Source organism: Acinetobacter sp. 826659 (assembly GCF_000588515.1).
In the GTDB taxonomy this organism is placed as follows: domain Bacteria; phylum Pseudomonadota; class Gammaproteobacteria; order Pseudomonadales; family Moraxellaceae; genus Acinetobacter; species Acinetobacter pittii.
On the sequence record NZ_JFYD01000009.1, the window covers coordinates 56,285 to 80,248 of the forward strand.

The 23,964-nt window shown below is 40.5% G+C and carries 19 protein-coding genes; 14 read left to right on the plus strand and 5 right to left on the minus strand.

The window, feature by feature from the left end; translation table 11 throughout:
* Positions 1–147: 147 nt before the first annotated feature.
* Together J663_RS16800 and J663_RS16805 are read right to left on the minus strand one after the other, a co-directional pair.
* The gene (locus J663_RS16800) at positions 148–1,428 is read right to left on the minus strand and encodes an OprD family outer membrane porin (RefSeq protein ID WP_033851108.1); all 1,281 of its coding nucleotides are present in this window, start codon (positions 1,426–1,428) and stop codon (positions 148–150) included.
* 31 nt (positions 1,429–1,459) lie between these two features.
* Positions 1,460–2,806 (minus strand): MFS transporter, encoded by a 1,347-nt coding sequence (locus J663_RS16805; RefSeq protein ID WP_033851110.1) that lies wholly within the window; start codon positions 2,804–2,806, stop codon positions 1,460–1,462.
* A 374-nt stretch (positions 2,807–3,180) separates the two neighbouring features.
* Here J663_RS16805 and J663_RS16810 point away from each other — a divergent pair, with 374 nt between their 5' ends.
* From J663_RS16810 to J663_RS16830, 5 genes are all read left to right on the plus strand, one after another.
* Complete coding sequence (locus tag J663_RS16810; RefSeq protein WP_033851112.1) at positions 3,181–4,866, plus strand: arylsulfatase; 1,686 nt, start codon at positions 3,181–3,183, stop codon at positions 4,864–4,866.
* 25 nt (positions 4,867–4,891) lie between these two features.
* Positions 4,892–5,845 (plus strand): formylglycine-generating enzyme family protein, encoded by a 954-nt coding sequence (locus tag J663_RS16815; protein WP_081404799.1) that lies wholly within the window; start codon positions 4,892–4,894, stop codon positions 5,843–5,845.
* A 12-nt stretch (positions 5,846–5,857) separates the two neighbouring features.
* Entirely contained in the window at positions 5,858–7,045 is a 1,188-nt protein-coding gene (locus J663_RS16820) for an OprD family outer membrane porin (protein WP_033851114.1), read from the plus strand.
* 232 nt (positions 7,046–7,277) lie between these two features.
* Positions 7,278–8,354, plus strand: coding sequence for an aromatic ring-hydroxylating oxygenase subunit alpha (locus tag J663_RS16825; protein WP_033851116.1), 1,077 nt, complete (start codon positions 7,278–7,280; stop codon positions 8,352–8,354).
* Positions 8,355–8,366: 12 nt separating this feature from the next.
* Complete coding sequence (locus tag J663_RS16830) at positions 8,367–9,311, plus strand: PDR/VanB family oxidoreductase (RefSeq protein ID WP_033851118.1); 945 nt, start codon at positions 8,367–8,369, stop codon at positions 9,309–9,311.
* A gap of 43 nt (positions 9,312–9,354) precedes the next feature.
* Here J663_RS16830 and J663_RS16835 read toward each other — a convergent pair whose 3' ends face one another.
* On the minus strand, positions 9,355–10,047 hold the full coding sequence (locus J663_RS16835) for a GntR family transcriptional regulator (RefSeq protein ID WP_077162611.1): 693 nt from the start codon (positions 10,045–10,047) through the stop codon (positions 9,355–9,357).
* Positions 10,048–10,534: 487 nt separating this feature from the next.
* Between J663_RS16835 and J663_RS16840 the strand changes: the two genes are divergently transcribed.
* Positions 10,535–12,106, plus strand: a complete 1,572-nt coding sequence (locus tag J663_RS16840; protein WP_033851120.1) for a carboxypeptidase regulator — start codon at positions 10,535–10,537, stop codon at positions 12,104–12,106.
* Between the two features lie 96 nt (positions 12,107–12,202).
* Here the strand turns inward: J663_RS16840 and J663_RS16845 are convergent, their stop codons facing one another.
* Entirely contained in the window at positions 12,203–12,661 is a 459-nt protein-coding gene (locus tag J663_RS16845; RefSeq protein WP_033851122.1) for a MarR family winged helix-turn-helix transcriptional regulator, read from the minus strand.
* Positions 12,662–12,731: 70 nt separating this feature from the next.
* Positions 12,732–13,964, minus strand: a complete 1,233-nt coding sequence (mhpT, locus tag J663_RS16850) for a 3-(3-hydroxy-phenyl)propionate transporter MhpT (RefSeq protein ID WP_033851124.1) — start codon at positions 13,962–13,964, stop codon at positions 12,732–12,734.
* A 248-nt stretch (positions 13,965–14,212) separates the two neighbouring features.
* Between mhpT and J663_RS16855 the strand changes: the two genes are divergently transcribed.
* The 8 genes from J663_RS16855 to J663_RS16890 all read left to right on the plus strand — a co-directional run bounded on the left by J663_RS16855 (position 14,213) and on the right by J663_RS16890 (position 23,864).
* Complete coding sequence (locus tag J663_RS16855) at positions 14,213–15,052, plus strand: p-hydroxycinnamoyl CoA hydratase/lyase (protein ID WP_170825830.1); 840 nt, start codon at positions 14,213–14,215, stop codon at positions 15,050–15,052.
* 37 nt (positions 15,053–15,089) lie between these two features.
* Positions 15,090–16,541: an aldehyde dehydrogenase gene (locus J663_RS16860; protein ID WP_033851126.1), complete on the plus strand. Its 1,452-nt coding sequence runs from the start codon at positions 15,090–15,092 to the stop codon at positions 16,539–16,541.
* 81 nt (positions 16,542–16,622) lie between these two features.
* Positions 16,623–18,509, plus strand: a complete 1,887-nt coding sequence (locus tag J663_RS16865; RefSeq protein WP_171073673.1) for a feruloyl-CoA synthase — start codon at positions 16,623–16,625, stop codon at positions 18,507–18,509.
* A 74-nt stretch (positions 18,510–18,583) separates the two neighbouring features.
* The gene (locus tag J663_RS16870) at positions 18,584–19,723 is read left to right on the plus strand and encodes an acyl-CoA dehydrogenase family protein (RefSeq protein WP_033851129.1); all 1,140 of its coding nucleotides are present in this window, start codon (positions 18,584–18,586) and stop codon (positions 19,721–19,723) included.
* A gap of 81 nt (positions 19,724–19,804) precedes the next feature.
* Positions 19,805–21,055 (plus strand): OprD family porin, encoded by a 1,251-nt coding sequence (locus J663_RS16875; protein WP_033851130.1) that lies wholly within the window; start codon positions 19,805–19,807, stop codon positions 21,053–21,055.
* A gap of 57 nt (positions 21,056–21,112) precedes the next feature.
* Entirely contained in the window at positions 21,113–21,649 is a 537-nt protein-coding gene (locus J663_RS16880) for a DUF3237 domain-containing protein (protein WP_033851132.1), read from the plus strand.
* 40 nt (positions 21,650–21,689) lie between these two features.
* Positions 21,690–22,079 carry a PaaI family thioesterase gene (locus J663_RS16885; RefSeq protein ID WP_033851135.1) on the plus strand — a complete coding sequence of 130 codons (390 nt, stop codon included), beginning with the start codon at positions 21,690–21,692 and terminating at the stop codon, positions 22,077–22,079.
* A gap of 33 nt (positions 22,080–22,112) precedes the next feature.
* Positions 22,113–23,864 carry a tannase/feruloyl esterase family alpha/beta hydrolase gene (locus tag J663_RS16890; RefSeq protein ID WP_033851136.1) on the plus strand — a complete coding sequence of 584 codons (1,752 nt, stop codon included), beginning with the start codon at positions 22,113–22,115 and terminating at the stop codon, positions 23,862–23,864.
* Positions 23,865–23,964: the final 100 nt, after the last annotated feature.

Genomic DNA, 23,964 nt, shown 5'->3' on the forward strand with positions numbered 1-23,964 from the left:
TTAAAGCCATGTGTTTAATGAGAGACTCAATTGGCTTTAATAAGATTGGCGGTATTATAGAGGGATTTTGTGCAGTTGATAACTAAAGTTAAAACATTGCTGCTCACAATGTTTTAACTGGTCTTTAATTTACTTAAATATTAATCATTAAAATTTAAAAGTGTAATCGACATTTAAACGTGTTTCATTTGCCGAATGGAATGTCATATTACTTGGCATATCATTGCGATAGTGAGAAAAACGGGCTCGCATTCCCAAACCTTTTAACTTACCTTCAGGAATTTTATAACCCAAATCAAATTCCATCGACTCTTCTTTAAAACGCTGATCGCCATATTGCAACAAATCAATGTCTTCACCTTTTGCGTAGCGAGTCATAAAACGCAGTCCGTTTAATGAAACATCACCTACCCGCACATTTTTAAAGTCATATTCATAACGAATCGAATAGACTTTTTCATCTTTATTTGAATAGTCCGAACTCATAAAATCAAGTACGACTGGACTTTCAGTTCCCGACAAAAATGGCAGACCAGTCGAGCCAAACGACTGCATGTAGCCCAAAGAAATCGTATGATTTTGATAGTTCAAACCAAATAAGCCACTAATATGGCGGTTATCAACCTCCCCTATTTTTTTACTTCCAGTTTCTTCACTATTAAAAAAACGCACGTCGCTTAAAAAATTAAGTTGATCATTTAAAGGTTGTTTGCCGTTAAAGCCTAAAAACTGTTGCTGGTAAATGTCTTTCAGTTCTGCATGATAAGCACGCAAACGGTAGTCCTTTAGCTGATAGCTTCCACCTAATGTATAAAAAGAATCGGTAGTTGCCGCTTTGTCAAAACGATGGTTGATATTGTCTGTTCCAACATCGGTATAACGAATGGAATCGCGCTGCCGCACTTCGTCGACATAAAAACCTTCGAGTTGAAGATTGGGAATTTCATTTGAAACAAAGCGAATACCGCGATAAGTCTGAGGGAGCAAACGCGCTGGCGATGAAAATATGGTTGGTAATTGTGGAACTAAATCTCCCATAAAAAGCTCATTTTTTCTAAATTTAGCCTTTCCTGTAATACCTATTTTCCCATAATAATCATCACGCGAGTTATCGGTATTCACTGGTAATAAACCACTACGTGAATAGTCATCAGCTTGGCTTCCCATTAGGTTAAAACCTGCCATTGCCAGTACATCAACACCAAACCCAACTGTTCCTTCGGTATAACCAGACTGTCCTTTAAAAATTATACCCTGCGCCCAATCTCTACCTGCTGTATAGGGATATGGATCCTTTTTATAGTCTCGGTCAAAGTAAAAATTACGTAGTGTTAGCTCAGCTTTACTGTCTGCAAGAAATTCGGCATGCACAACTTGACTAAATAATGGGCACAAGCATACCCCCACCCACAATGGCGTCTTTTTCATTTTTTATCTCAACTATTTAATTTTTAATGGATTAAGGTGCTGTTTTAAGAGAGTAGTTTTGCTCTTTTTGACTGCGGTAAAAAGCATTACCCAAACTTAAAATCAGGAAAATAGCCAAAATAAACACCACGCCGTAATAAGCATATAGCGTTGCGGGTGCTATACCTTTATCCAGAAAAATGCCTGCGACCGTTGGCGATAAAATTGCCCCAATTCGTCCAAAACCAATTGCATAGCCCACGCCACGACTACGGATTTCAGCATCATAAATTGTTGGAGAAATCGAATATAAACCTGCTACACAGCCATTGATGAGAGTGCCAAGTAATAACCCCACCATGAGTGCAATACTGACTTGAGATGAGACTGCGACAAATAGGAAAACACATGCCGAGGTTAGCCCTAAAAATAGGCTTAAGGCATAGAAAATTTTCATGCGTGATGCCAATAAACCAATAATAGCTGCCCCGAAAATACCGCCAATACTAATTAAAATGCCTGTACTTACGCCCTGGTGTGGCGACATCCCCATTGAAATAAGAATTTTTGGTGTCCAGCTCATCACGAAGTAAAAGCCAAACATCACTAAAAAGAATGCAAACCACAAACAAAGTGTTTGAAATCCAAGTTGTCCAGCAAATAACTTGCCCAGTTCACTACCATTTTGCGTGCTGATTTTTTCATAACGCGGCATAACTGGTAATTCATTTAGCCCCATACGATTTACAGTGGCATTAATACGTTCTAGTGCCTGTTTTGGTCGTTTCGCGAGTAAGTAATCTAAAGATTCAGGTAATAACCATGCGCTGATCAGCAGCATTGCAATGGTAGTAACCCCTCCTGCTAAAAAGATTGAGCGCCAACCTAAATGCTCAATCAATGCCAGTGATAGTATTCCGCCCAGTGTCGCACCAATTCCGTAACCAGTAGACATTAAGCTCACAGCGAGACTGCGCCAACGAGCATTGGCATACTCACTTGCCAGTACATTACTGCTGGCAAGAATGCCGCCCACCCCAATTCCAGTAATAAACCGAAGTGCTGCTAACATGCCGTGACTTTGTACAAAAGCACAGCCCAACATGCTCAGACCTGCAATTACAAGACAAACTAAGATGAGTAAACGGCGACCGATTTTATCGGCTAAAGGTGCAAGAAAAATGGAACCGGCAGCCATCCCAAAAAGACCTGCACTTAACAACAAACCAATTTGTGCGCCTGAAAGTGACCATTCTGCTGACACAGATGGAGCGGTAAATGCCATTACCATCACGTCAAAGCCATCAATAATATTGAGACAAATACAGATCAAAATGACGAACCATTGGTAACGGCTCATGTTGTTTTGATTGATCTCACTTAGAACGTCTCTTTCCATTTGTGTATCTCCCTTGGATAAGACATACACACGACATTGCTGATATGAGCGATTGGGTGGTTATGCATATCCGTATCCATAATGACCTAGAGGAATATTTATTTTTTTGAGCATCCTGCTCTTTTTCTATACTGAATATTTGGATCCAAAAAATCAACTAAAATTATAAATGGATTATTAAAAAGTATATAAACACATAAATTATATAAGTATAAAATTATTAAAAACATAAAATTAGAATGCTTAAATATTTTTATGGATCCATATTAAAAAATCCATTATGATCGATTCCAGAGCATTTTTTAGCCAAAAAATACTTTATTTATCTCCAAGAAATGCAAGATGCATTTATAAAACATCAAAGGATTGTTGTTATGAAACTCAAAAGAGTAAGTCAGCTTACATTAGGACTTTTTTTTGCCAGCCAATTGTTTTACACAACGCAAGCAGCACCTCCAAAAAATCAACAACCACCTAACATCATGATTATTTTGGCCGATGATCTTGGATTCTCAGACATTAGCGCTTATGGCGGCGAAATTAAAAACCCTCATATTGATAGCCTGTTAAAGCAAGGAAAAATGCTTTTTAATTTTCATGCTTCATCAATGTGCTCACCTACTCGTGCGCAGCTTATGACAGGTGCCGATAACCACTTGGTAGGTTTAGGTGCGATGTATGAAACTTCAAAACGACAAGAAAAATTGGTTGGAGCCGATAGCCCGCGCGCACTACTCAAAATTGATGGGTATTCAGGTCACTTAACGCAAAATGCGTATACACTCGCAGAGATTTTGAAGACAAAAGATTATTACACCTTCATGGTTGGTAAATGGCACTTAGGCTATGCTCCCGAACAAAACCCTAAAGCCCGTGGTTTTGATCAATCTTTTGCCCTACTCGATGGCTTCGATTTACACTTTAAAGACCAACCCAAAAACTATCCGCGCAATACTCAATACACAGAAAATGGTCAAAAGGTCACATTGCCAGACAACTACTACTCGACCGACTTTTTTACACAAAAAGCGTTTGAGTACTTAGACAAAAATAAAGCGCAAAAACCATTTTTTCCCTACCTAGCCTATACCGCTCCACACTGGCCACTACAAGCACCCGCTCATTATAGAGACTTATATAAAGGTAAATACGATCAAGGCTACGATGCAATTCGTAAACAACGCTTTCTTAGACAAAAGCAATTAGGATTAATTCCTGCAAATGCAGAATACCCAGTCGAACGTGGCAATCAAGCTTTAGGCACCAAAAGCTGGAATGAACTCACCCCACAAGAGCGCAAATATGAAGCGCGTAAAATGGAAGTTTATGCGGGCATGGTTACCCAGTTAGACGACCGCGTGGGCGATGTCATTCAATATCTTAAAAAGCATCATTTATATGACAATACTTTGATTGTGTTTATGTCAGATAACGGCGCTGAAGGTGGTGATCATAATTTCCCAATGGGTGATGCCGACAATCGCTATGAAAATATAGGCAACGCCAGCTCATATGTTTATATGGGACCACGCTGGGCCGAAGTGAGCAGCACACCATTTACCCACTGGAAGTCAGCTGCTTCAGAAGGCGGAGTACGAGTCCCATTTATTGTTAAATCACCCGTTCAGATTTCTAAACAACATGGAATTAACAATAACTTTGCGACAGTCAGAGATATCTTCCCAACTGTGATGGAGCTAGCTGGTATTCAAAATAATCAGGTTTATCCAACTTCAAGCACCAGAATTAAACCATCTGGTTTTAGTCTGATCCCTGCGTTTAAAGATAATACTGCCCGTATTCGACCTGTTAATTATTATGACTTTAAAGAATTGCATGGCAGCCGCTACGCCAAAACTGACCAATGGAAACTTATTGAAAACTCACCTTCTAAATTTAAGAGCCATGGCTGGGAGCTCTACAATTTAAAAACAGATTTTAATGAGCAACATAATGTTTATGCAGAACATCCTGAGATCGTCAAAGTCTTAAATGACAAATATTTAAGATATGCCGATGAAAATGGTGTTGTGGATTTTGAGCAATACAACAAAAAGTAGAGAAAACCAGATGAAACAGATCATGATGCTTTCATCGTTTCTCTTACTTTGTGCATGCCAAAAAACCACGCCTCAACTACAACAGACCACCTTGCCCGACTTAGGCAGCAAAGCTAAATGTAATTCTTATTCAGGCCTTCCTTCGGGATGGCCTAACAATAAAGAAGCAGGCATGGTCAAGCTTCCGCAAGGAAAAATTGTTTTAGGCACTACACAAGGTTATGAAGATGAACGCCCATTAAATTTACAGACAACCTCAGTTCCCGCTTTTTTAATTGATGCGACTGAAGTCACCAATGCTCAATTTCAAGAGTTTGTTAAACAAACGGGTTATGTCAGCGATGCAGAGAAGCAAGGCGGCGCAGCTATGTTTGTACAACCAGATCATCCAGTTGAAGAATTACAGTGGTGGAAGTTTGAAAAAGGGGCCAATTGGAAACATCCATGGGGCTTAAACAACCCTAAACAACCCGCGCCTCATGAGCCTGTTCGCATGGTGACATGGAATGATGCCTACGCTTATGCGAACTGGCTAGGTCATGACTTACCGACTGAGCTTGAGTGGGAATATGCAGCCAAAGGTTTTCAGCAAAATTCCGATATTGGCCCTACCCACGAAGGCCATATTGTAGCCAATTTCTGGCAAGGCGAATTTCCTTATAAAAACATTCAGGAAGATGGTTTTAAGGATGTTGCCCCTGTTGGTTGTTTTAGTAAAAACCCATTTGGCTTATACGACTTGATTGGCAATGTATGGGAATGGACGCAAACACCCTACACAGGACCAAGAGATCATCATATGGGAGATCCATCGAAATATCGGCCAAGTCACGAACAGATTTTGCAATACACGATTAAAGGTGGGTCTTATTTATGCGCAACCAACTATTGCGCGCGTTATCGTGCTGCCGCGAGGCATCCACAGGAACTCGACCTTGCCACCAGCCATGTCGGATTTAGAACAGTAAAACGCTTTTAAACGGATTTAAAAATGAAGCATATTTTTATTTATGGGATTTTATTCTCAGGGACAACCCTTGCCTGCTGTTTAGCTCATAGTGAAGCAAATGTTAATTTTCAAAATACACTCACACTCAAAACATTTAACTTCGACAGACAATATGAAAATGGCACTAGCCCCGATACTCATAGCTTGAGCCAAGGCTTGATTTATCGTGGCGACTGGTCAACCAAACTGAATGAGGTTCAACTACATCTCAATCCAAGCATCCAATATGCTTATCGCCTAAGTAACGACCAACACACCAATGATATGGTCATACCCTTTGACCCTAACACTAAGAAACAAGCACAAGATCAAGTTAAATATGGCTTAGGTGCTGGAGTTGAATATCAAAACTTCCGCATGAATATAGGGGAAATTATTCCCGACTCACCCCTTACCCCACAAGTCGATACACATCAATTACGGGTGAACTATAAAGGCTTAGAATTAAAATATAAGACACCGCAACAAAATTTCGAGCTAGGTTTGATTAACCGTTATTCGCCAAAAAATGAGGAGGACTACCACAAACTTGCCATCTCAAAACATGAATCTGATGGGCTTTACTTTTTCCAGTGGGATGGGAAAACGCCTCAATATCATTGGAAATTTTATAATGGTTATTTAACAGATCTTATCAATCAAAGTTACTTTGCTTTTGATTATCAATGGACAAAGCAGCACACCACAAAATTACGTGTGTTTCGCCATGATGATGTCGGCAAATCAAAACTTGGAGAATATGACAATACATCTGTAGGCGCTATGCATTTTATCAAACATGGCAACTTTACAACTGGAATTGGCTACCAAGAAAACTTTGGCAAAGATGGTATTCCAAAACTCGACAATATGCCCATCCCGCATATGGTGAACTGGACCTTAGGTGCGTTTACCAAAGCAGATGAAAAGTCTTATCATTTCGTTGCCTCGTATGACTTTAAAGACTACATCAAGGGTCTAAAAGTGACCTATAAATATATTTATGGTGATTCATTTCAGACCATGAATCAAAATGATTTTGAGCAAGAAAGTGACGTGTTGATTCAATACGACCTAAATGCTTGGATTAAAAATCTTAAGTTTCTTTTCTTAAATATTAACTACGACACCAAACATGGCAAAAGTCTGGATGAACAGCGCATGATGCTTCACTACACGGTTAATTTCTAAATCTTTACACTCCCATAATGGCTTAACCGAAGCCATTATGGATCCAAATAAAACTAATAAAAATTTCACTCTAAAATTCCAAAGAATAGAAAAAGTCCTTAGCAATATTTAAAAATATACAAATTAACCAACTTTAAAGAACAATATTTTTGAATAAATATACTGCTTATCAATTGACCAATATTTTTATTTGTTATAAATTGGATCCAATAAGTGATAAGGAGTCGTCACAATGTTTATTAAAAATGCTTGGTATGTTGCCTGCCGCCCAGAAGAAATCAAAGACAAACCACTAGGTCGCACCATTTGTGGTGAAAAAATTGTTTTTTATCGCGGTAAAGAAAACCAAGTTGCAGCCGTTGAAGATTTTTGTCCCCATCGCGGTGCCCCACTTTCACTTGGCTATGTCGAAGATGGCAACCTTGTATGTGGTTATCATGGACTAGTTATGGGTTGTGACGGAAAGACCGTTTCAATGCCAGCCCAACGTGTAAATGGCTTTCCTTGTAACAAAGCATATGCGGTTGTCGAAAAGTTCGGTTTTATTTGGATATGGCCAGGCGAAAAAGCTTTAGCAGATGAAGCAAAACTGCCAACTTTAGAATGGGCAGATCATCCTGAATGGAGCTATGGCGGAGGCCTGTTTCACATTCAGTGTGACTATCGCTTGATGGTCGATAACCTGATGGATTTAACCCACGAGACCTATGTTCATTCAAGCAGCATCGGACAAAAAGAGATTGATGAATCATTACCAGTCACTAAAGTTGATGGTGATCATGTGATTACCGAACGCTACATGGAAAATGTGATTGCACCTCCATTTTGGCAAATGGCCCTTCGCGGCAATCATTTGGCTGATGATGTACCTGTTGACCGTTGGCAACGTTGCCACTTCTTTGCACCAAGTAATGTTCACATTGAAGTGGGTGTCGCACATGCTGGACATGGTGGTTATCACGCACCAAATGACAAAAAAGTTTCCTCAATTGTGGTCGATTTTATTACGCCAGAAACTGAAACTTCACACTGGTATTTCTGGGGAATGGCGCGTAACTTCCAGCCAGATAATGCTGAACTCACCGATCAAATTCGTGAAGGCCAAGGCAAAATCTTTACTGAAGATTTAGAAATGCTGGAGCAACAACAACAAAATATTTTAAACAATCCACATCGCAAGTTACTAATGCTCAACATCGACGCAGGCGGTGTACAGTCTCGCAAGGTGATTGAGCGACTACTTGCTGAAGAAAATAAAACACCTCCTGAAACATCCGTACAGAAGTTTCCAAACATTCGGATTATTTAAAGGAGCATGAACATGGACGTTATTATTCAAAAAATTCACCAGCTTACCCCGACCATTCGTGCGTTTGAATTGGTTGCAGCAAATGGTACAGAGCTACCGAGTTTTGAAGCAGGTGCGCATATTGATGTGCACCTAAAAAACGGCCTCACCCGTCAATATTCACTTTCAAACTGCTGCACTGAAAAGCATCGTTATGTGATTGGCGTTTTACATGATGCCAATTCACGCGGTGGGTCACGTTGCATCCACACCGAATATCATGAAGGCGATCATTTAAAGATTGGTGAACCACGCAATTTATTTGAAATTCATCCTCAAACCAAACAAGCGGTTTTATTTGCTGGCGGTATTGGTATTACCCCTATTTTGTCGATGGCGTATCGACTCAAGTCGGCCAATATTCCTTTTGAATTGCACTACTTCGTTCGTAGTCATGAAATGATTGCCTTCTATGGCAACTTAACCGAGCACTTTGGTGACCAAGTTCATTTTCATATTCAAGATCAACCAGACACCGAATGTAATATGGCAGAGGTTTTGGGCCAAGCTTCACCTGATAAACACTTATATGTGTGTGGACCTACAGGGTTTATGCAGTTTGTCATGAGCTCGGCCGAACAAGCAGGTTGGCATAGCGAACAGTTACATCAAGAGCATTTTGTCGCCCAAAAAGTAGATACGTCTAATGATGAAGCTTTCACGATTGAAGTGAAAGGTACGGGCCGCCGAATTGAAGTGTTACCAGAGCAGACTGCTACTGAAGCATTAATTGCAAATGGTTTTGATATTCCTGTTTCGTGTGAACAAGGTATTTGTGGCACGTGTATTACCCGTGTGGTAGAAGGTACTCCAGATCATCGAGATATGTTTATGACCGATGAGGAACATGCACTAAATAACCAGTTTACGCCCTGCTGTTCTCGTGCAAAAACTAAAAATCTTGTGATTGAAATTTAATTCTTGAGTTCCTTTATTCGAAAATAAAGGAACTTCTTTCACCTTAAGCGCTGAGAACATTTCTTAGCGTTTCACCCAAAATCACCACACTACTGTGCTCACGCATTAAAGTTTCAGCACGCCCTGCCTGACGATGTACCAATGCATCGAAAATCGAACAATGCTGTAAATGCGCATAGTGCAAACGACGATATTCAGACAAAGCTTGATTCTGGTCATAGGTAATAGCTTGGGCAGACGCCATCGGCAATTGATTGTTTTTCGCTAAGGCTTGGATGAGTGCGACGTTTTGCGCGCCTTCAATAATCGTGTCATGAAAAATGACATTAAAATGGTGATAACGTTCCAGTTCAGCATCACCAAACTCGTCTTTATCATTAAATAGTTTTTCAGTTTCTTGAATGCAATGTTGCAGCGTCTTTTTCTGCTCTTCACTTAAGCCTTGTTCTGCCAAAGTTTTCGCAGCCAACCCTTCTAGCACACCGCGTACTTCGAGCGCATCATGAACCAGTTGTTCTGAAATTTCACGAACCGTGTAACCACGAGTTGGGTTTTTAATAAGGAGGCCTTCTTGCTCGAGCAAGCGAAAGGCAATACGAACAGGCTGCCTTGAAACACCAAGTAACTCGGCAGTCGGAATTTCAGCAATTCTGGCACCGCCTTCAAGTTCCCCTGAAATAATCATTTTTCTTAGTTTAAGTAAAACTTGTTGTCCTGAAGACATTCGCTGCCACACATCACCAAAAACGTCTCTTCGATGCTAGCAAGTTCATTTGCAAAATGAAATAAATTTTCTGTGTGAATCTAACAGCTCAGACATTTATAAGCGTCAACTTAATTGATCAAGATTAAATTAATTTTTAAAAAAAGTACTCAACTTGGTTTACTGTCATATCAAAATTAACTTATTTTTATTTTTAAATTGATAAAATATAGTCGTAAATTTATTAAATAATATAAATAAAAATATTGATTATTAAGAGTAATTTAAAAATCAATCTATAATAAATCTTCAAAATAACCTCTTTAATAAAAAATAAATTTATAATATATTTTAAACTCATTTATTTTAGATTATAGGTATTTAATCACCTTTTATTAAATATTTACTTTCAAATCACTCATTAAAAAGGATGACTTTATTCTCGTTTTAAAATTAATAATACAGCTTTAAAACGACAATTTTAAAAATTATTTATATTTATCAGATTAGAGATTTATCAATGAGAAATTTATTATTTTTTAAAAAATTACCGCTAATTATTGCATTAAGTATGGGCTTAATGGCTTGTAATGATAGCGATAATGATCCAAATGAAACTTCGCCTGTTACGACTCCTTCTGCAAGTGTTGCCTTACAAGTATTTGATAATACTACAGGTAGTCAAATTAATAATGCTCAAGTTAGCATAGTAAATAAAACAGTATCATTAAGTACTGATATAGAAGGTAAAGCGCAACTACAAAAAATTGCCGTTGGTCGATCTGTCATTAAAATTAGTAAAACTGGTTATGCAGATCAATTTGTTACTGTCGATTTAGTAGATAAGCAAGAACTCTCAGGTATTATTGTTCAGCTCATTCCTTTAAATTTAGGAGGGTCTGTTTCTGCCATCACTGGTGGAACGGTAAACTTAACAAACAGTACAGCTCAAGTTGTTATTGCCCCAAATAGTCTAAAACGTGTAGATGGACAGCCTATTCAAGGTAATGTAAATGTGAGTTTTGCACTCATTAACACTGCGCAAGAAGTGCGCAATATGCCAGGTGATTTAGCAACTCAAGTGAACAATACAAGAGCACCGTTGGAAAGTTTTGGAGCCATGGTTGTTGATTTGAGAGATAGCACTGGTGCAAAAGTTGAACTGATAGCTAACCAATTGGCTAATATTCGTATTCCTTTAATGGCGAGAGGAATTGCCCCTGCTACCATTCCACTTTATTATTTTGACCCTACTCGTGGTTATTGGCTTCAGGATGGTAACCAAACACTCACCTTACAGACGGATAATAACGGAAATAGTTTCTACGCAGGTAGCTCAAGTACATTAAATGTTGTAAATGCAGATATTCCTTATCAGACCACAAATGTTGCTGGCTGCTTAGCAGATTCAAGTGGAAAACGAATTGCTAATGCTCAAATTTTGCTTGAGGGTAAAGACTACTCTGGCTACACCATTACTAATACCAATAATAATGGTGAGTTCTCAGCCGCAGCAAAACAAAACTCTATTGTAGTAATTAATGGTCAAGCAAATAGTTTACGCAGTAATACCGTTGAACATACTGTATTAGCATCAAATAGCACTTTAAATGATTGCTTAGTTTTAACAGAGCCAAGCCAAAATATTACGGTTAGGTTGACTTGGGGCCAAAATCCCAATGATATTGACTCGCATATGCTAGCCCCAGATGGCAGTCATGTTTCATACAGTGCCCAAGGAGCATTACTGCAACATCCTTTTATAAATTTAGATGTTGATGATACGACCAGCTATGGCCCTGAAGTGATCACATTAAGTAAATTGATGGTAGGTGATTACCATTATTTTGTTCACAACTATTCAGGCACATCGAATCCCGGTATTTTTGGCTCACCAATAAAAGTTGAATTAAACACAATGAAAGGAACTCAAATTTTTACACCTACTTCAAATACTGGAGAAAGCTTCTATTGGAGTGCATTTAAAATTAAAGTTGCTGAAAATTGTGATATTACAGTGACCCCAACAAAACAATGGCTAAACTCAGAACCAACGGTCTCTCCATCTGCAATAAAATATTGCTCTAAATAAATTTAGTATTATATACAGCGATTTAAATAATCTTTAGATCGCTGTTCCTTAAACTATTACTATAATTTACTAATTTTTAGAAAATTTTAATCTAAATTATTTAAAATTCTTAAGATTATTCACCATAATATCGAGGTTATTACGAATTAAATAAGCCAAGTTAATATCAATGCCTTCAAGCATTTTTTCTTCAACTTTTAAAACCACTTCATTGCATTTATTTAGCTTTTCAACACCGCTTTCGGTCAGGGTAATTAAAATACGGCGGCCATGTGTTGGGTCAGGGTTTTTCTCAATCCAACCATTTACCAGTAAATCTTGCAAAATTTTGTTGGCAGATTGCGGCTTTATGAAAGAACGCTCAGCAAGCTTGGCATTGGATAAATTACTTTTTGAAGCTAAAACAGAAAGTGCAGTAAATTGCGGCAAGGTAATTTCAAGCTCTTTTAAATGTTCTGTTAAATGTTTACTAATAATTCGGTCAACACGAGCAATCATGTAACTTAACTTAGGCTCATCTTCTACTTTTTTTGGAACTAAATTCGAACGTACCATAACCTTTCATTCATCATAAGAAAATCTGTAGTGAAAGTATGAGGTTCTAACCCCATACTTTCGTTAAAACTTAGCGAGCACCTGAGCTTTGTACTAAATGTACAGGCTGTTTAGGTTTTTTGACAAGAAGTAATGCAGAGATCGCTGCAATTAAAATCACTGGAATGCTTGAACCAATCACGATGGTCGAGCTTTGTCCAAGCGAGAGTAAAACCCCTGCCATTAAAGGCCCTGCAAACGAACCAATACGGCCAATTGCAACTGCTGAACCTACACCAGTTCCACGCATTTCAGTTGGATAATACATAGCAGCCAGACCATACAGCGCCGATTGTCCTCCCACAATGAATAGGCCACAACCCACTGCCGAAAGTGCAAGTAAAGCCACTGTCGGAGAAATTGCTAAACAGCACAGTGAGAATAAAATGCCGAGATAAATCAGCTTAATCACAAAGCTCATGCGTAATTTATCAAGCAATACGCCCATGAGGATTGAACCTAAAATTCCGCCAACGTTGTAGCCCATCTGTACATAGTTTGCCTGTAGTTTTGATAGGCCTTGCGCGCCCATCAGCAATGGCAACCAGTTCAACAAGAAATAAAGTACCACTAGCGTGCAGAAAAAACTGATCCAAAGCTGAATGGTTGACATACGACGCTCTTTCGCAAATAAAACTTCCAAGAATGGTGTCGTTTTTTGTGCTTGAACTTTACGTTGCAGGTAATCATTTGACTCAGGTAAAAAGCGCATAATCAGTGGAATGAGTAAAATAGGTGCAATCCCACCAATATAGAAAATATGACGCCACTCTGCATCACCTGCCAACGACATGGCGACAACAGAAGTGAGTAATCCGCCAAAAGGAATGCCGCTATACATGATGCTGACAGCAGTACCTTTGTGCTGGTCAGGTACAGCTTCAGAGGCAAGTGTAATCATCATCGGAAGTGCTCCACCCATTCCTAAACCTGTACAAAAACGAATGAGCAATAGCAAACTAAAGTTAGCAGCATAAGCCGTTAGCAAAGACATAATTCCAAAAAGTAAAATACTAAAAATCAGAATTTTCTTACGCCCGACAATATCAGCAAACCGACCGCCTAATATTGCACCTGGTAACGTCCCTAAAATTGCAGCACTAAACGCCCACGCCATCTGTGCATTGTCCAACATAAACTCAGCCCGCATTCGTGGAGCGGCTACCCCCATTGATTGAAGATCAAACCCTTCAAAAATTGCTATGGCAAAGCACAGTAGCAACGTGATTTTTGCCCTTGAAGGCTGTCCTGATATTTTTTCCATTGTGTTGTCCTTTATTGACTAGTCGTTCCATTTAGCCCTTTGTGTATTGTTGTTTAAACACACCAAAAATATCAGTTAAACTTACTAAAAAATCAACACATTTTTATATTAAATTAATTTAAAAAATAATTAGTATTTAAAATACAATGAATTAAAAAATATTTATGAAATTTTATAAAAAAGACTTGAATGTAAGTTTAACTGATATTAAATTAAATCCCAGAACAGCTAAAAATCATTCAAGGAGTATGAAGATGAGTTATGAAAACCGCTGGGAAACAGTAGATGTTAAAGTTGAAGAAGGAATTGCATGGGTCACCCTGAACCGCCCAGAAAAGAAAAATGCCATGAGCCCAACACTCAATCGTGAAATGATTGATGTGCTCGAAACTCTTGAGCTTGATCAAGATGCGCGTGTTTTAGTTTTGACGGGTGCTGGTGACTCTTGGACAGCGGGTATGGATTTGAAGGAATATTTCCGTGAAGTCGACACTCAGCCTGAAATTTTCCAAGAACGTATTCGCCGTGACTCTTGTCGCTGGCAGTGGCAACTTCTTCGTATGTATTCAAAACCAACCATTGCTATGGTCAACGGCTGGTGCTTTGGAGGCGGTTTCTCACCTTTAGTGGCTTGTGACCTAGCAATTGCAGCAGATGAAGCAACTTTCGGTTTATCTGAAATTAACTGGGGGATCCCACCGGGTAACCTTGTAAGCAAAGCAATGGCAGATACCGTAGGTCACCGTGCATCTTTGTACTACATCATGACGGGTAAAACCTTTAGCGGTAAAGAAGCTGAAACCATGGGCCTTGTGAACAAAAGCGTACCGCTTGCCCAATTAAAAGCAGAAGTGACTGAACTTGCAAATTGCTTACTTGAGAAAAACCCTGTGGTTCTTCGTACCGCTAAAAATGGATTTAAGCGTTGCCGCGAACTGACATGGGACCAAAACGAAGACTACTTATATGCCAAACTTGATCAATGTATCCACCGCGATACAGAAAATGGCCGCCAAGAAGGTTTGAAACAATTCTTAGATGAAAAATCAATTAAACCGGGTTTACAGAGTTATAAACGTACTGGTTAACTTTTGATACTTTAATGGCAATGTAAGGACGCAACCCATGCAAAATGTACAGTTACTTATTCACGGTCGATCTGTTGATGCATCAAATCAGGCAACTTTTGAGCGTATTAGCCCAATTGATGGATCAGTAGCCAGTACAGCTGCTGCCGCAACACTGGAAGATGTTGACCGTGCAATCGAATCGGCACAACAAGCTTTTAAAGTATGGTCGAAACTCTCGCCTACCGAACGTCGCTTACGTTTATTAAAAGCAGCCGATTTAATGGACCAAAAAACCGAGCAATTCATTGAAACTGGAATTCAAGAAACAGGTTCAACTGCAACATGGTATGGGTTTAACGTTCACCTTGCTGCCAACATGTTACGTGAAGCCGCAGCCATGACCACACAAATTGACGGAAGTCTGATTCCATCAGATGTGCCGGGCAATCTTGCGATGGGTGTACGAGTTCCTTGCGGTGTCATTGTTGGCATTGCACCTTGGAATGCGCCTGTCATTTTGGCAACACGTGCACTTGCTATGCCTTTGGCTTGTGGCAACACGGTTGTGTTAAAAGCATCGGAAGCCTGCCCAGCAACACATCATCTCATTGGTGAAGTGTTACATGAAGCAGGTCTGGGTGAAGGTGTGGTCAATGTGATTACGCATGCCGCTGAAGATGCACCACAAATCGTGGAGCGTTTAGTCTCTCATCCAGCCGTGAAACGCATTAATTTTACCGGTTCAACCAAAGTTGGAAAAATTATTGCCGAAAATGCTGCCAAATATTTAAAGCCAGTTTTACTCGAACTCGGTGGGAAAGCCCCTGTTGTGGTTTTAAATGAAGCTGACATTAATGAAGCCGTAAATGCAGTCGCTTTTGGAGCGTTCTTTAATCAGGGTCAAATTTGTATGTCGACCGAACGTGTTTTGGTTCAAGACAATATTGCCGACCAATTTATTGAAAAGCTGATTGAGAAAACTCGCGCTGTTCAGGCAGGTAATCCAACCTCAAAAGACAATGTACTCGGTGTTTTAGAAAGTCGCCGTGCTGCAAGCCGTATTCAGCATTTGCTAGAAGATGCCCAAAACAAAGGGGCTGACTTACCTTTAGGCATCCATATTGAAGACACCACCATGCAACCGACACTGGTGCTCAATATTAAACCTGACATGCTGCTTTACCGTGAAGAATCATTTGGACCTGTATGCACAGTTCAACGTTTTTCAAGCATTGAAGAAGGCGTAGCACTGGCAAATGACAGCGAGTTCGGCCTTTCTTCAGCAGTGTTTAGCCAAAATATTTCGCAAGCACTGGAAGTCGCTAAACAGATTGATTCGGGTATTTGTCATATTAACGGCGCAACCGTACATGACGAAGCTCAAATGCCATTTGGCGGAACAAAATCGAGTGGTTACGGACGTTTTGGTAGTAAAGTCTCTGTTGCCGAATTTACTGAACTACGCTGGATTACTATTCAAACTCAAACACGTCATTACCCGATTTAGTCAGGCTAAGGCGAATACCGACAAATTAAATAAAAATTGCATGATGCAAAAAATAAAGCGCAGTGATGCGCTTTCCATGGAGTGAAAGAAATGCAAATGAATGCCACTCAATCACAAGACCGCGAACGGTTCGTAAAATTAGGGCAACATGATATTCATTATCACCATAAAGATGACACGCTCTATATCAGCCCAAAAGAGCAATTAAAACCGTATCCACAAAAACTGACAGATCGGTTAATTCATTTTGCACAAACCAAACCCGACCATATTTTTGCAGCAAAACGCAATGCTCAAGGCGAATGGGTCAAACTAAGTTATGCAGAAGTTCTACAACGCGCATGGCACATTGCTCAAGCTTTGCATGACCGTAATTTAAGCCAAGAACGACCACTCATCATTTTAAGTGGTAATGATCTCGAACATTTAACACTCTCTATGGGCGCCATGCTGGCGGGGGTGCCTTTCTCTGCTATTTCCCCTGCCTACTCTCTGATTTCTCAAGACTTTGGCAAACTCAAACATGTGTTTGAAGTACTTACCCCAGGCATGGTCTATGCCAGCGATGGACAAGCTTTTGCCAAAGCGATTCAGGCATGTATTACACCTGACATTGAAGTGGTGACCAATAAAGGGATTGTAGGCGATCAGATTTGCACGTCTTTTCAGTCGCTGTTAGATACACCAGTTTCAAATGTTCAAGAATTTTACCAAACCCTTGATGAAAACCAGATTGCCAAATTCTTATTTACATCAGGTTCAACTAAATTGCCTAAAGCTGTACCGACCACGCATTTAATGTTGTGTGTTAATCAGCAAATGTTATTACAAACTTTCCCTGAGTTTGAAGAAACACCACCTGTCCTACTCGACTGGCTGTCTTGGCACCACACATTTGGCGGTAGTCACAATGTCGGCATTGCACTCTATAACGGCGGTACGATTTACATTGATGATGGCAAGCCCGTTGCAGGAAAATTTGACGAAACCATTCGTAATCTCAAAGAAATTTCTCCAACTGTTTATTTAAATGTGCCAAAAGGTTGGGAAGAACTCACCGAAGCTTTAGAAAAAGATGAGGAATTAAGAGACCGCTTTTTTGCCAAAGTTAAAATTTTATTCTTTGCCGGTGCTGCACTTTCAGAAGCGGGCTGGAACAGACTCGATAAAATTGCTCAGCAACATTGTGGAGAAAAAATTCGTATCATGAGCGGATTGGGCATGACTGAAACTGCACCATCTTGTGCTTTTACTACTGGCCCACGCGTGATGGCTGGCTTTATTGGTTACCCTGCTCCGGGATGCGAAATTAAGCTGGTGCCATGTGGTGACAAACTTGAGTTTTGCGTTCGTGGCAAACATGTCATGAAAGGCTATTGGCGCTTAAAGGCAGACCAGCAAAGCACTATTTTTGATGATGAAGGTTTTTTCCATACAGGCGATGCCGTTCGTTTAGTCGATGTCAATGATCCAACCAAAGGACTGATGTACGACGGACGAATTGCCGAAGACTTTAAACTCAATACAGGCACTTTTGTGAATGTGGGCACGCTACGCAACAAAGTGCTCATTCAAGGTAATTTACTGGTTCAAGATGTCTGCATTACAGGTTCAAACCTGAATGCGGTTGGCTTTTTGATTTTTCCAAAACTAGATGCTTGTGCTCAATATGCAGGTCTTAAGCTTGGTGAACATTCTGCAACAGAGATATTACAGCATCCTAAAGTCCAACAATGGTTCCGCCAATTTTTAACGACCTTTAATAAAGATGCGACTGGCAGCTCAAATACAGTCTCCATGCTTTATTTAATGATCGAACCACCTCAACTCGATGCAGGCGAAGTGACAGATAAAGGCAATCTCAATCAAAGCAGTATTACCAAGCGTCGTGCAGCATTAATTGATGAACTTTATCAAAAGCAGACTGATAACCCGCTGATTATACGGGTGCCCACCTTAAAGCAATAAGCAATTGAAGTAAAAAAGGAAGCTCAAACTTCGGTTTGGGCTACAGCCTCACTTTTGCCTAAAAAAGGTTCAACATGCCACACGATACAGAATTTGAACTATTTCGGGATAGCTATCGCAGGTTCTTAAAAGAACAGGTTGCTCCGTATTATGAACAGTGGGAACACGATGGCCTTATCCCACGTGATCTATGGCTTCGTCTTGGGGAGAATGGTTTTTTGTGCGTCGATGTGCCTGAGGAATATGGCGGCTATGGCGCTCCTGTTCATTACTCCCTCATGCTGGTTCAAGAAACTGCTCAAGCGGGCTTTGCGTCTTTAGCTGTTGCCATTGGTGGGCAAAATGAGTTGGTCTCTCCTTACCTGCAAAATATCGGAACTGAAGAGCAAAAACGTTATTGGCTACCGAAAATGGTGACAGGTGAAGTCGTCACTGCCATCGCTATGACAGAGGCCAATGCAGGTTCAGACTTACAGGCTATACGCACTCAAGCCATTTTAGAAAATGACCACTATCGTGTGAATGGTTCAAAAACGTTTATTTCAAATGGATTACATGCCGACCTGATTGTTTTGGTGGCAAAAACTGACCCTCAAGCTAAAGCAAAAGGCATTTCAATATTATTAGTTGATGCTGCTTTAGACGGCGTTAAAAAAGGTCGCTCTTTACAAAAAATTGGGCTACATGCTCAAGATACAGCCGAACTATTTTTTGATGATGTTTGTGTGCCTGCAAATCAGCGTTTGGGTGAAGAAGGACAAGGCTTTGCTTATTTAATGCAAGAGTTACCGCGTGAACGTTTGAGTATTTCCATGATGGCTTTGGGGTCAATTTTAGGCGCCATCGAACTGACCCAAGACTATGTATTAGAGCGTAAAGCTTTCGGACAACCTTTAAGCCACATGCAAAACACACGCTTTGTGCTGGCAAACGCGCAAATCAAAGCCAAAGCCGCTCAAGCTTTTGTAGACCAATGTGCAGCGCTGTATCAACAACACCAGTTAAGCGTGACTCAAGTTGCCGCACTGAAATGCTTTATCACCGATGTCCAATGTGAAGTGATTGACCAATTACTTCAGCTTTTTGGTGGCTACGGTTACATGCAGGAATATCCGATTTCACGCTTTTTTGTGGATGCGCGGGTACAAAAAATTTATGGGGGAACCAATGAAATTATGAAAGAAATCGTCGCCCGAGAACTGCTCGGAAAATAATTCGATTTAAAAACCAAACAAGGCTGGCACAACAACTATGCCTTGTTGAAAACAAAAAATGATATTTCAGGAAGAAATGCTATGTCGAAATTATGGATGTACTCTACCCTTATGCTCTCTGGTTCAGTGTGGGCTGGCAGTTTTATTGATAACAGTTCAGTAGAACTCACCACGAGAAATTTCTATTTTGACCGCGACTACCAAGAGCAATCTGCTTACCCTGCCGCCAAGGACTGGACACAAGGGTTTATTCTTAAAGCCAATTCAGGTTATACCGAAGGGACTGTCGGTTTTGGACTGGATGTGCTTGCAACGGCGGGTTTTAAACTCGATGCTGATGCAGAGCATGGCGGTACAGGAAACTTACCTAGAGACACGCGCACCAATGAGCCTGCCGACTCTTATGGCGAAATTGGGGTCACAGCAAAAGCGAAAATGAGCCAGACCGAGTTACGCATTGGTACGCTCATGCCAATGAACCCTGTTTTAGTAGCGTCACCTGCTCGTTTGCTTCCTCAAACCTATCGAGGAATTTCACTGACTAGTAAAGATATTAAAGATTTTGATTTACAGGCAGCTTACCTCGATAAAGTGAATCATCGTGATTCGACCAACTATGAAAAAATTAAAATTTCAGGGGTGAATGGACGATTTAAAAGTGCTGAAACTGATGGACTCTATTATTTAGGTGGAAACTATCAGTTTAATCCTGCACTAAAACTCACTGCTTTTTACATGGATGTTGATGATCTTTATAACCAAACCATGGTCGGTGCTTTACATCAACACAAAATTAATGACACCACTAACTTTAGCTCGCAATTACGTTACTACCGCAGCCGAGATGACGGGCAAGCAAAAGCAGGCTTAGTCGATAATGACCTCTATCATGCGCATTTCGAACTCAAACATCAAAACCATAAATTTATTTTTGGAACTTTCCAACATCATGGCGATACCGCCTTTCCATATTTGACGGGAGGTGAAACGGGTCTACTCATTGATACATGGCCGGGCGAATTTTTAAACCCAAAAGAAAAAGCCTATAGCTTCCGTTATGAATATGACTTTAAAGATTATGTACCGGGTTTACGTTTTATGACCCGTTACACCGCAGGTCACAATATTTATGCACCCAACTTAGGCGGAACCAATCTAAAAGAACGCGAAACAGACTTTGATTTAGGTTACACCGTTCAAAGTGGCTGGTTAAAAAATTTAGGGTTACGCGCGCGCTACGCCATTTATGACAACAACATGCTCTCTACAGCCAACATCAAACCTGTAAACGAAACCCGCATCAACATTGACTACACATGGAAATTTAAATAATTCAAAACAAGAGGTTCTGTCACATATAGAACCTCTTTTTATTTCGGGAAATTCATCATGAAGAAAGTTGTAGCTCTACTCTGCGGAATTTATTTCATTGGCCTGACTCATGCCGAAACACAATATAGCCCGCCACCTATTCAGCTTGAGCCTTTAGCAAAATTTAGTGTTGATCTAAACGCGCCTGTTTGGGAATTAGGCACCACCAGTGATGCAGGTAAACGCCGAATTATTCCCATTACAGGTGGGACATTCGAAGGGAAATCACTTAAGGGCCGCATTTTAAATAATGGCGCAGATTGGCAAATTGTCGACAGTAAAGGACTAGCCATTATTGATACGCGATATTTGTTAGAAACCGATGACGGTGCACTGATTTATCTTCAAACCAAAGGTTACCGACATGGCTCAGCAGAAACACTAAAACAGCTTGCTCAAGGCAAAGATGTCGACCCGAAAAATTACTATTTCAAAATTACCATGCAGTTTGAAACCAGCTCACCTAAATACTCATGGCTTAACCAGACCGTTGCAGTAGGTAGTGCAATGCGTTTGGGTAAAGCAGTTATTTATGATGCCTACACCTTGAAATAATAATTTTTATAACACTTACAAAAAGGATGGAGCCTTCATTATGGATCAAAAAACTTTAGAACACTTACCGCCCATCCACCACCATTTGGGCGGACACAATATCCATTGGAATGATCAAAACACTGAACTCACTATCCATTACACAGCCCTAGAAAGCTTTACCAATCCACGCGGCACCGTTGAAGGCGGCATGATCTGCGCCATGCTTGACGATGTGATGGGACTTTTTGCATTTCTCGCCAATGACCATAAACCCGCTACCACCATCAACTTAACAATGGATTTTTTAAGGCCCTGTGCTGTGGGTGAAGTCATTACAAAATGCCGATTCATTAAACAAGGCAAAACTGTACTAAATCTCGAAAGTGAAGCTTGGCAAAACAACAAAATGATTGCACGAAGCACAGCTAATTTTCTGGTTTTAGATTAATTGCGACCATTCATTCAATAAGGATATGAATAAATGAATTACACCAAAAATAAACGAATTTTGACCCACTCCGCTTTAGTACTTGCCATGCTTGGTTCTTTGGCAGGCTGTGGAAGTGATAGTGATGACACAACGATTCCCTCAACAACCAAACCACCGCAGTTATCTCCTGCTGTAGACGCAAAACTAACTGGAAGCTGTTCAGACTTACTCGGATTTCAATACAACAATACCGTTATTAGCTCAGCTACCCTTCAAGAAGCAGGTACATTGACTGTCGCCAACAAACCGATTGGCGCACATTGTTTGGTCAAAGGTTATATGGACCAACGGGTAAGCCCTGTCGATGGACAAACTTATCAAATTGGTTTTGAAATGCGCTTACCAATAGACTGGAACGGCCGTTTCCTCTATCAAGGTAATGGCGGAACCGATGGTAATTTAGTCCCTGCAACAGGTCAGGTTGGTAGTGGTGGACCACTCACCAATGCCCTGCATGATGGTTTTGCGGTTATTTCCTCCGATGCTGGACATAATGCTTCACAAAATCCAATGTTTGGTTTAGACCCTCAAGCCAGAATCAACTATGGCTATGGTGCAATTACCAAACTCACGCCTATGGCAAAAAACCTAATTAAAGCCGCATATGGTAAATTGCCAGACCGCTCCTATGCAGGCGGCACATCAAACGGCGGACGGCATGCCATGATTGCCGCAACCCGTTTGGGTGACCAATATGATGGAATTTTAGCAAGTACACCGGGTTTTCATTTACCTCGTGCGGCCGCAGCTCAACTCTACACCGCACAACAGCTTCGTCGTGTCGCAACAGATGAAAATGACTTAAGTACCGCTTTTACTCTTTCAGAGCGCAAAGTATTAGCAAAAGCAATTTTAGATCGATGTGATGCTTTAGACGGTGTTGCAGATGGCTTGGTTCAAGATGTCGAGGCTTGCCGTACGGCTTTTGATATTCACAAAGATGTACCCGTTTGTTCAAGCACACGTGATGGTACTTGTTTAACTACCGAACAAATTGATGTATTAGCCAACATTTACCGTGGTCCTGTAAATTCGGCTGGACAAGCGCTCTATGCAACCCAGCCTTTTGACCCTGGTTTAGTGGGAAGCAACTGGGCAAGCTGGAAATTTGAATCTTCTGTGGGAACAGCACGTGACCCAGTTGCAGTCGGCATTCTTTTTCAAGTCCCACCAGACCCAACTGTGACTCAAAACTCTAGACAATTTGCCTTTAATTTTAACTTCGATACCGACTATCCAAAACTCTCAGCAACCAATGATGTGTATACCGAAAGTTCGATGTCATTCATGATGCCGCCCGATGAATTGAATCTAGATAAACTCCGAAATCACGGTGGAAAAATGATTGTGGTACAAGGCACAGCAGACGGCGTTTTCTCTGTAGATGACACCCAAAATTGGTACGATCAACTGCTAGAACATTATAAAAATGATGCAAAAGGTACAGCATCTGAATTTGCACGTTTCTTTAGAGTTCCGGGCATGAACCATACCCGTGATGGCATTGCGACTGACCAATTTGATGCATTGACTGCTTTAGTCAACTGGGTGGAATATGGGCAAGCACCTGACAAAATTATTGCAACCGCACGCGGCGCAGCTAACCCGAGTGGTCAAATCAATACTGAGCTTCCAAAAGATTGGGCGCCAGACCGCACCCGTCCACTTTGTCCTTACCCACTGATTGCCCGTTACAATGGTCAAGGTGATAGCGAAAAAGCTGAAAACTTTAGCTGTAAATAGCACCCTAAAAATTAAAAGAGAGCTGACCTAGGCTCTCTTTTTTTATTTTAATAAATATCACTATTGAATCATTATCAAATGATATTTCATCCAATGCATG

Bases quoted from the DNA above. Each gene is read 5' to 3' on its own strand.
- J663_RS16805 (WP_033851110.1), bottom strand. From the start codon at position 2,806: ATGGAAAGAGACGTTCTAAGTGAGATCAATCAAAACAACATGAGCCGT.
- J663_RS16880 (WP_033851132.1), top strand. From the start codon at position 21,113: ATGAAGAAAGTTGTAGCTCTACTCTGCGGAATTTATTTCATTGGCCTG.
- J663_RS16820 (WP_033851114.1), top strand. From the start codon at position 5,858: ATGAAGCATATTTTTATTTATGGGATTTTATTCTCAGGGACAACCCTT.
- J663_RS16845 (WP_033851122.1), bottom strand. From the start codon at position 12,661: ATGGTACGTTCGAATTTAGTTCCAAAAAAAGTAGAAGATGAGCCTAAG.
- J663_RS16825 (WP_033851116.1), top strand. From the start codon at position 7,278: ATGTTTATTAAAAATGCTTGGTATGTTGCCTGCCGCCCAGAAGAAATC.
- J663_RS16810 (WP_033851112.1), top strand. From the start codon at position 3,181: ATGAAACTCAAAAGAGTAAGTCAGCTTACATTAGGACTTTTTTTTGCC.
- J663_RS16855 (WP_170825830.1), top strand. From the start codon at position 14,213: ATGAAGATGAGTTATGAAAACCGCTGGGAAACAGTAGATGTTAAAGTT.
- J663_RS16840 (WP_033851120.1), top strand. From the start codon at position 10,535: ATGAGAAATTTATTATTTTTTAAAAAATTACCGCTAATTATTGCATTA.
- mhpT (WP_033851124.1), bottom strand. From the start codon at position 13,964: ATGGAAAAAATATCAGGACAGCCTTCAAGGGCAAAAATCACGTTGCTA.
- J663_RS16885 (WP_033851135.1), top strand. From the start codon at position 21,690: ATGGATCAAAAAACTTTAGAACACTTACCGCCCATCCACCACCATTTG.
- J663_RS16875 (WP_033851130.1), top strand. From the start codon at position 19,805: ATGTCGAAATTATGGATGTACTCTACCCTTATGCTCTCTGGTTCAGTG.
- J663_RS16815 (WP_081404799.1), top strand. From the start codon at position 4,892: ATGCTTTCATCGTTTCTCTTACTTTGTGCATGCCAAAAAACCACGCCT.
- J663_RS16800 (WP_033851108.1), bottom strand. From the start codon at position 1,428: ATGAAAAAGACGCCATTGTGGGTGGGGGTATGCTTGTGCCCATTATTT.
- J663_RS16890 (WP_033851136.1), top strand. From the start codon at position 22,113: ATGAATTACACCAAAAATAAACGAATTTTGACCCACTCCGCTTTAGTA.
- J663_RS16870 (WP_033851129.1), top strand. From the start codon at position 18,584: ATGCCACACGATACAGAATTTGAACTATTTCGGGATAGCTATCGCAGG.
- J663_RS16830 (WP_033851118.1), top strand. From the start codon at position 8,367: ATGGACGTTATTATTCAAAAAATTCACCAGCTTACCCCGACCATTCGT.
- J663_RS16860 (WP_033851126.1), top strand. From the start codon at position 15,090: ATGCAAAATGTACAGTTACTTATTCACGGTCGATCTGTTGATGCATCA.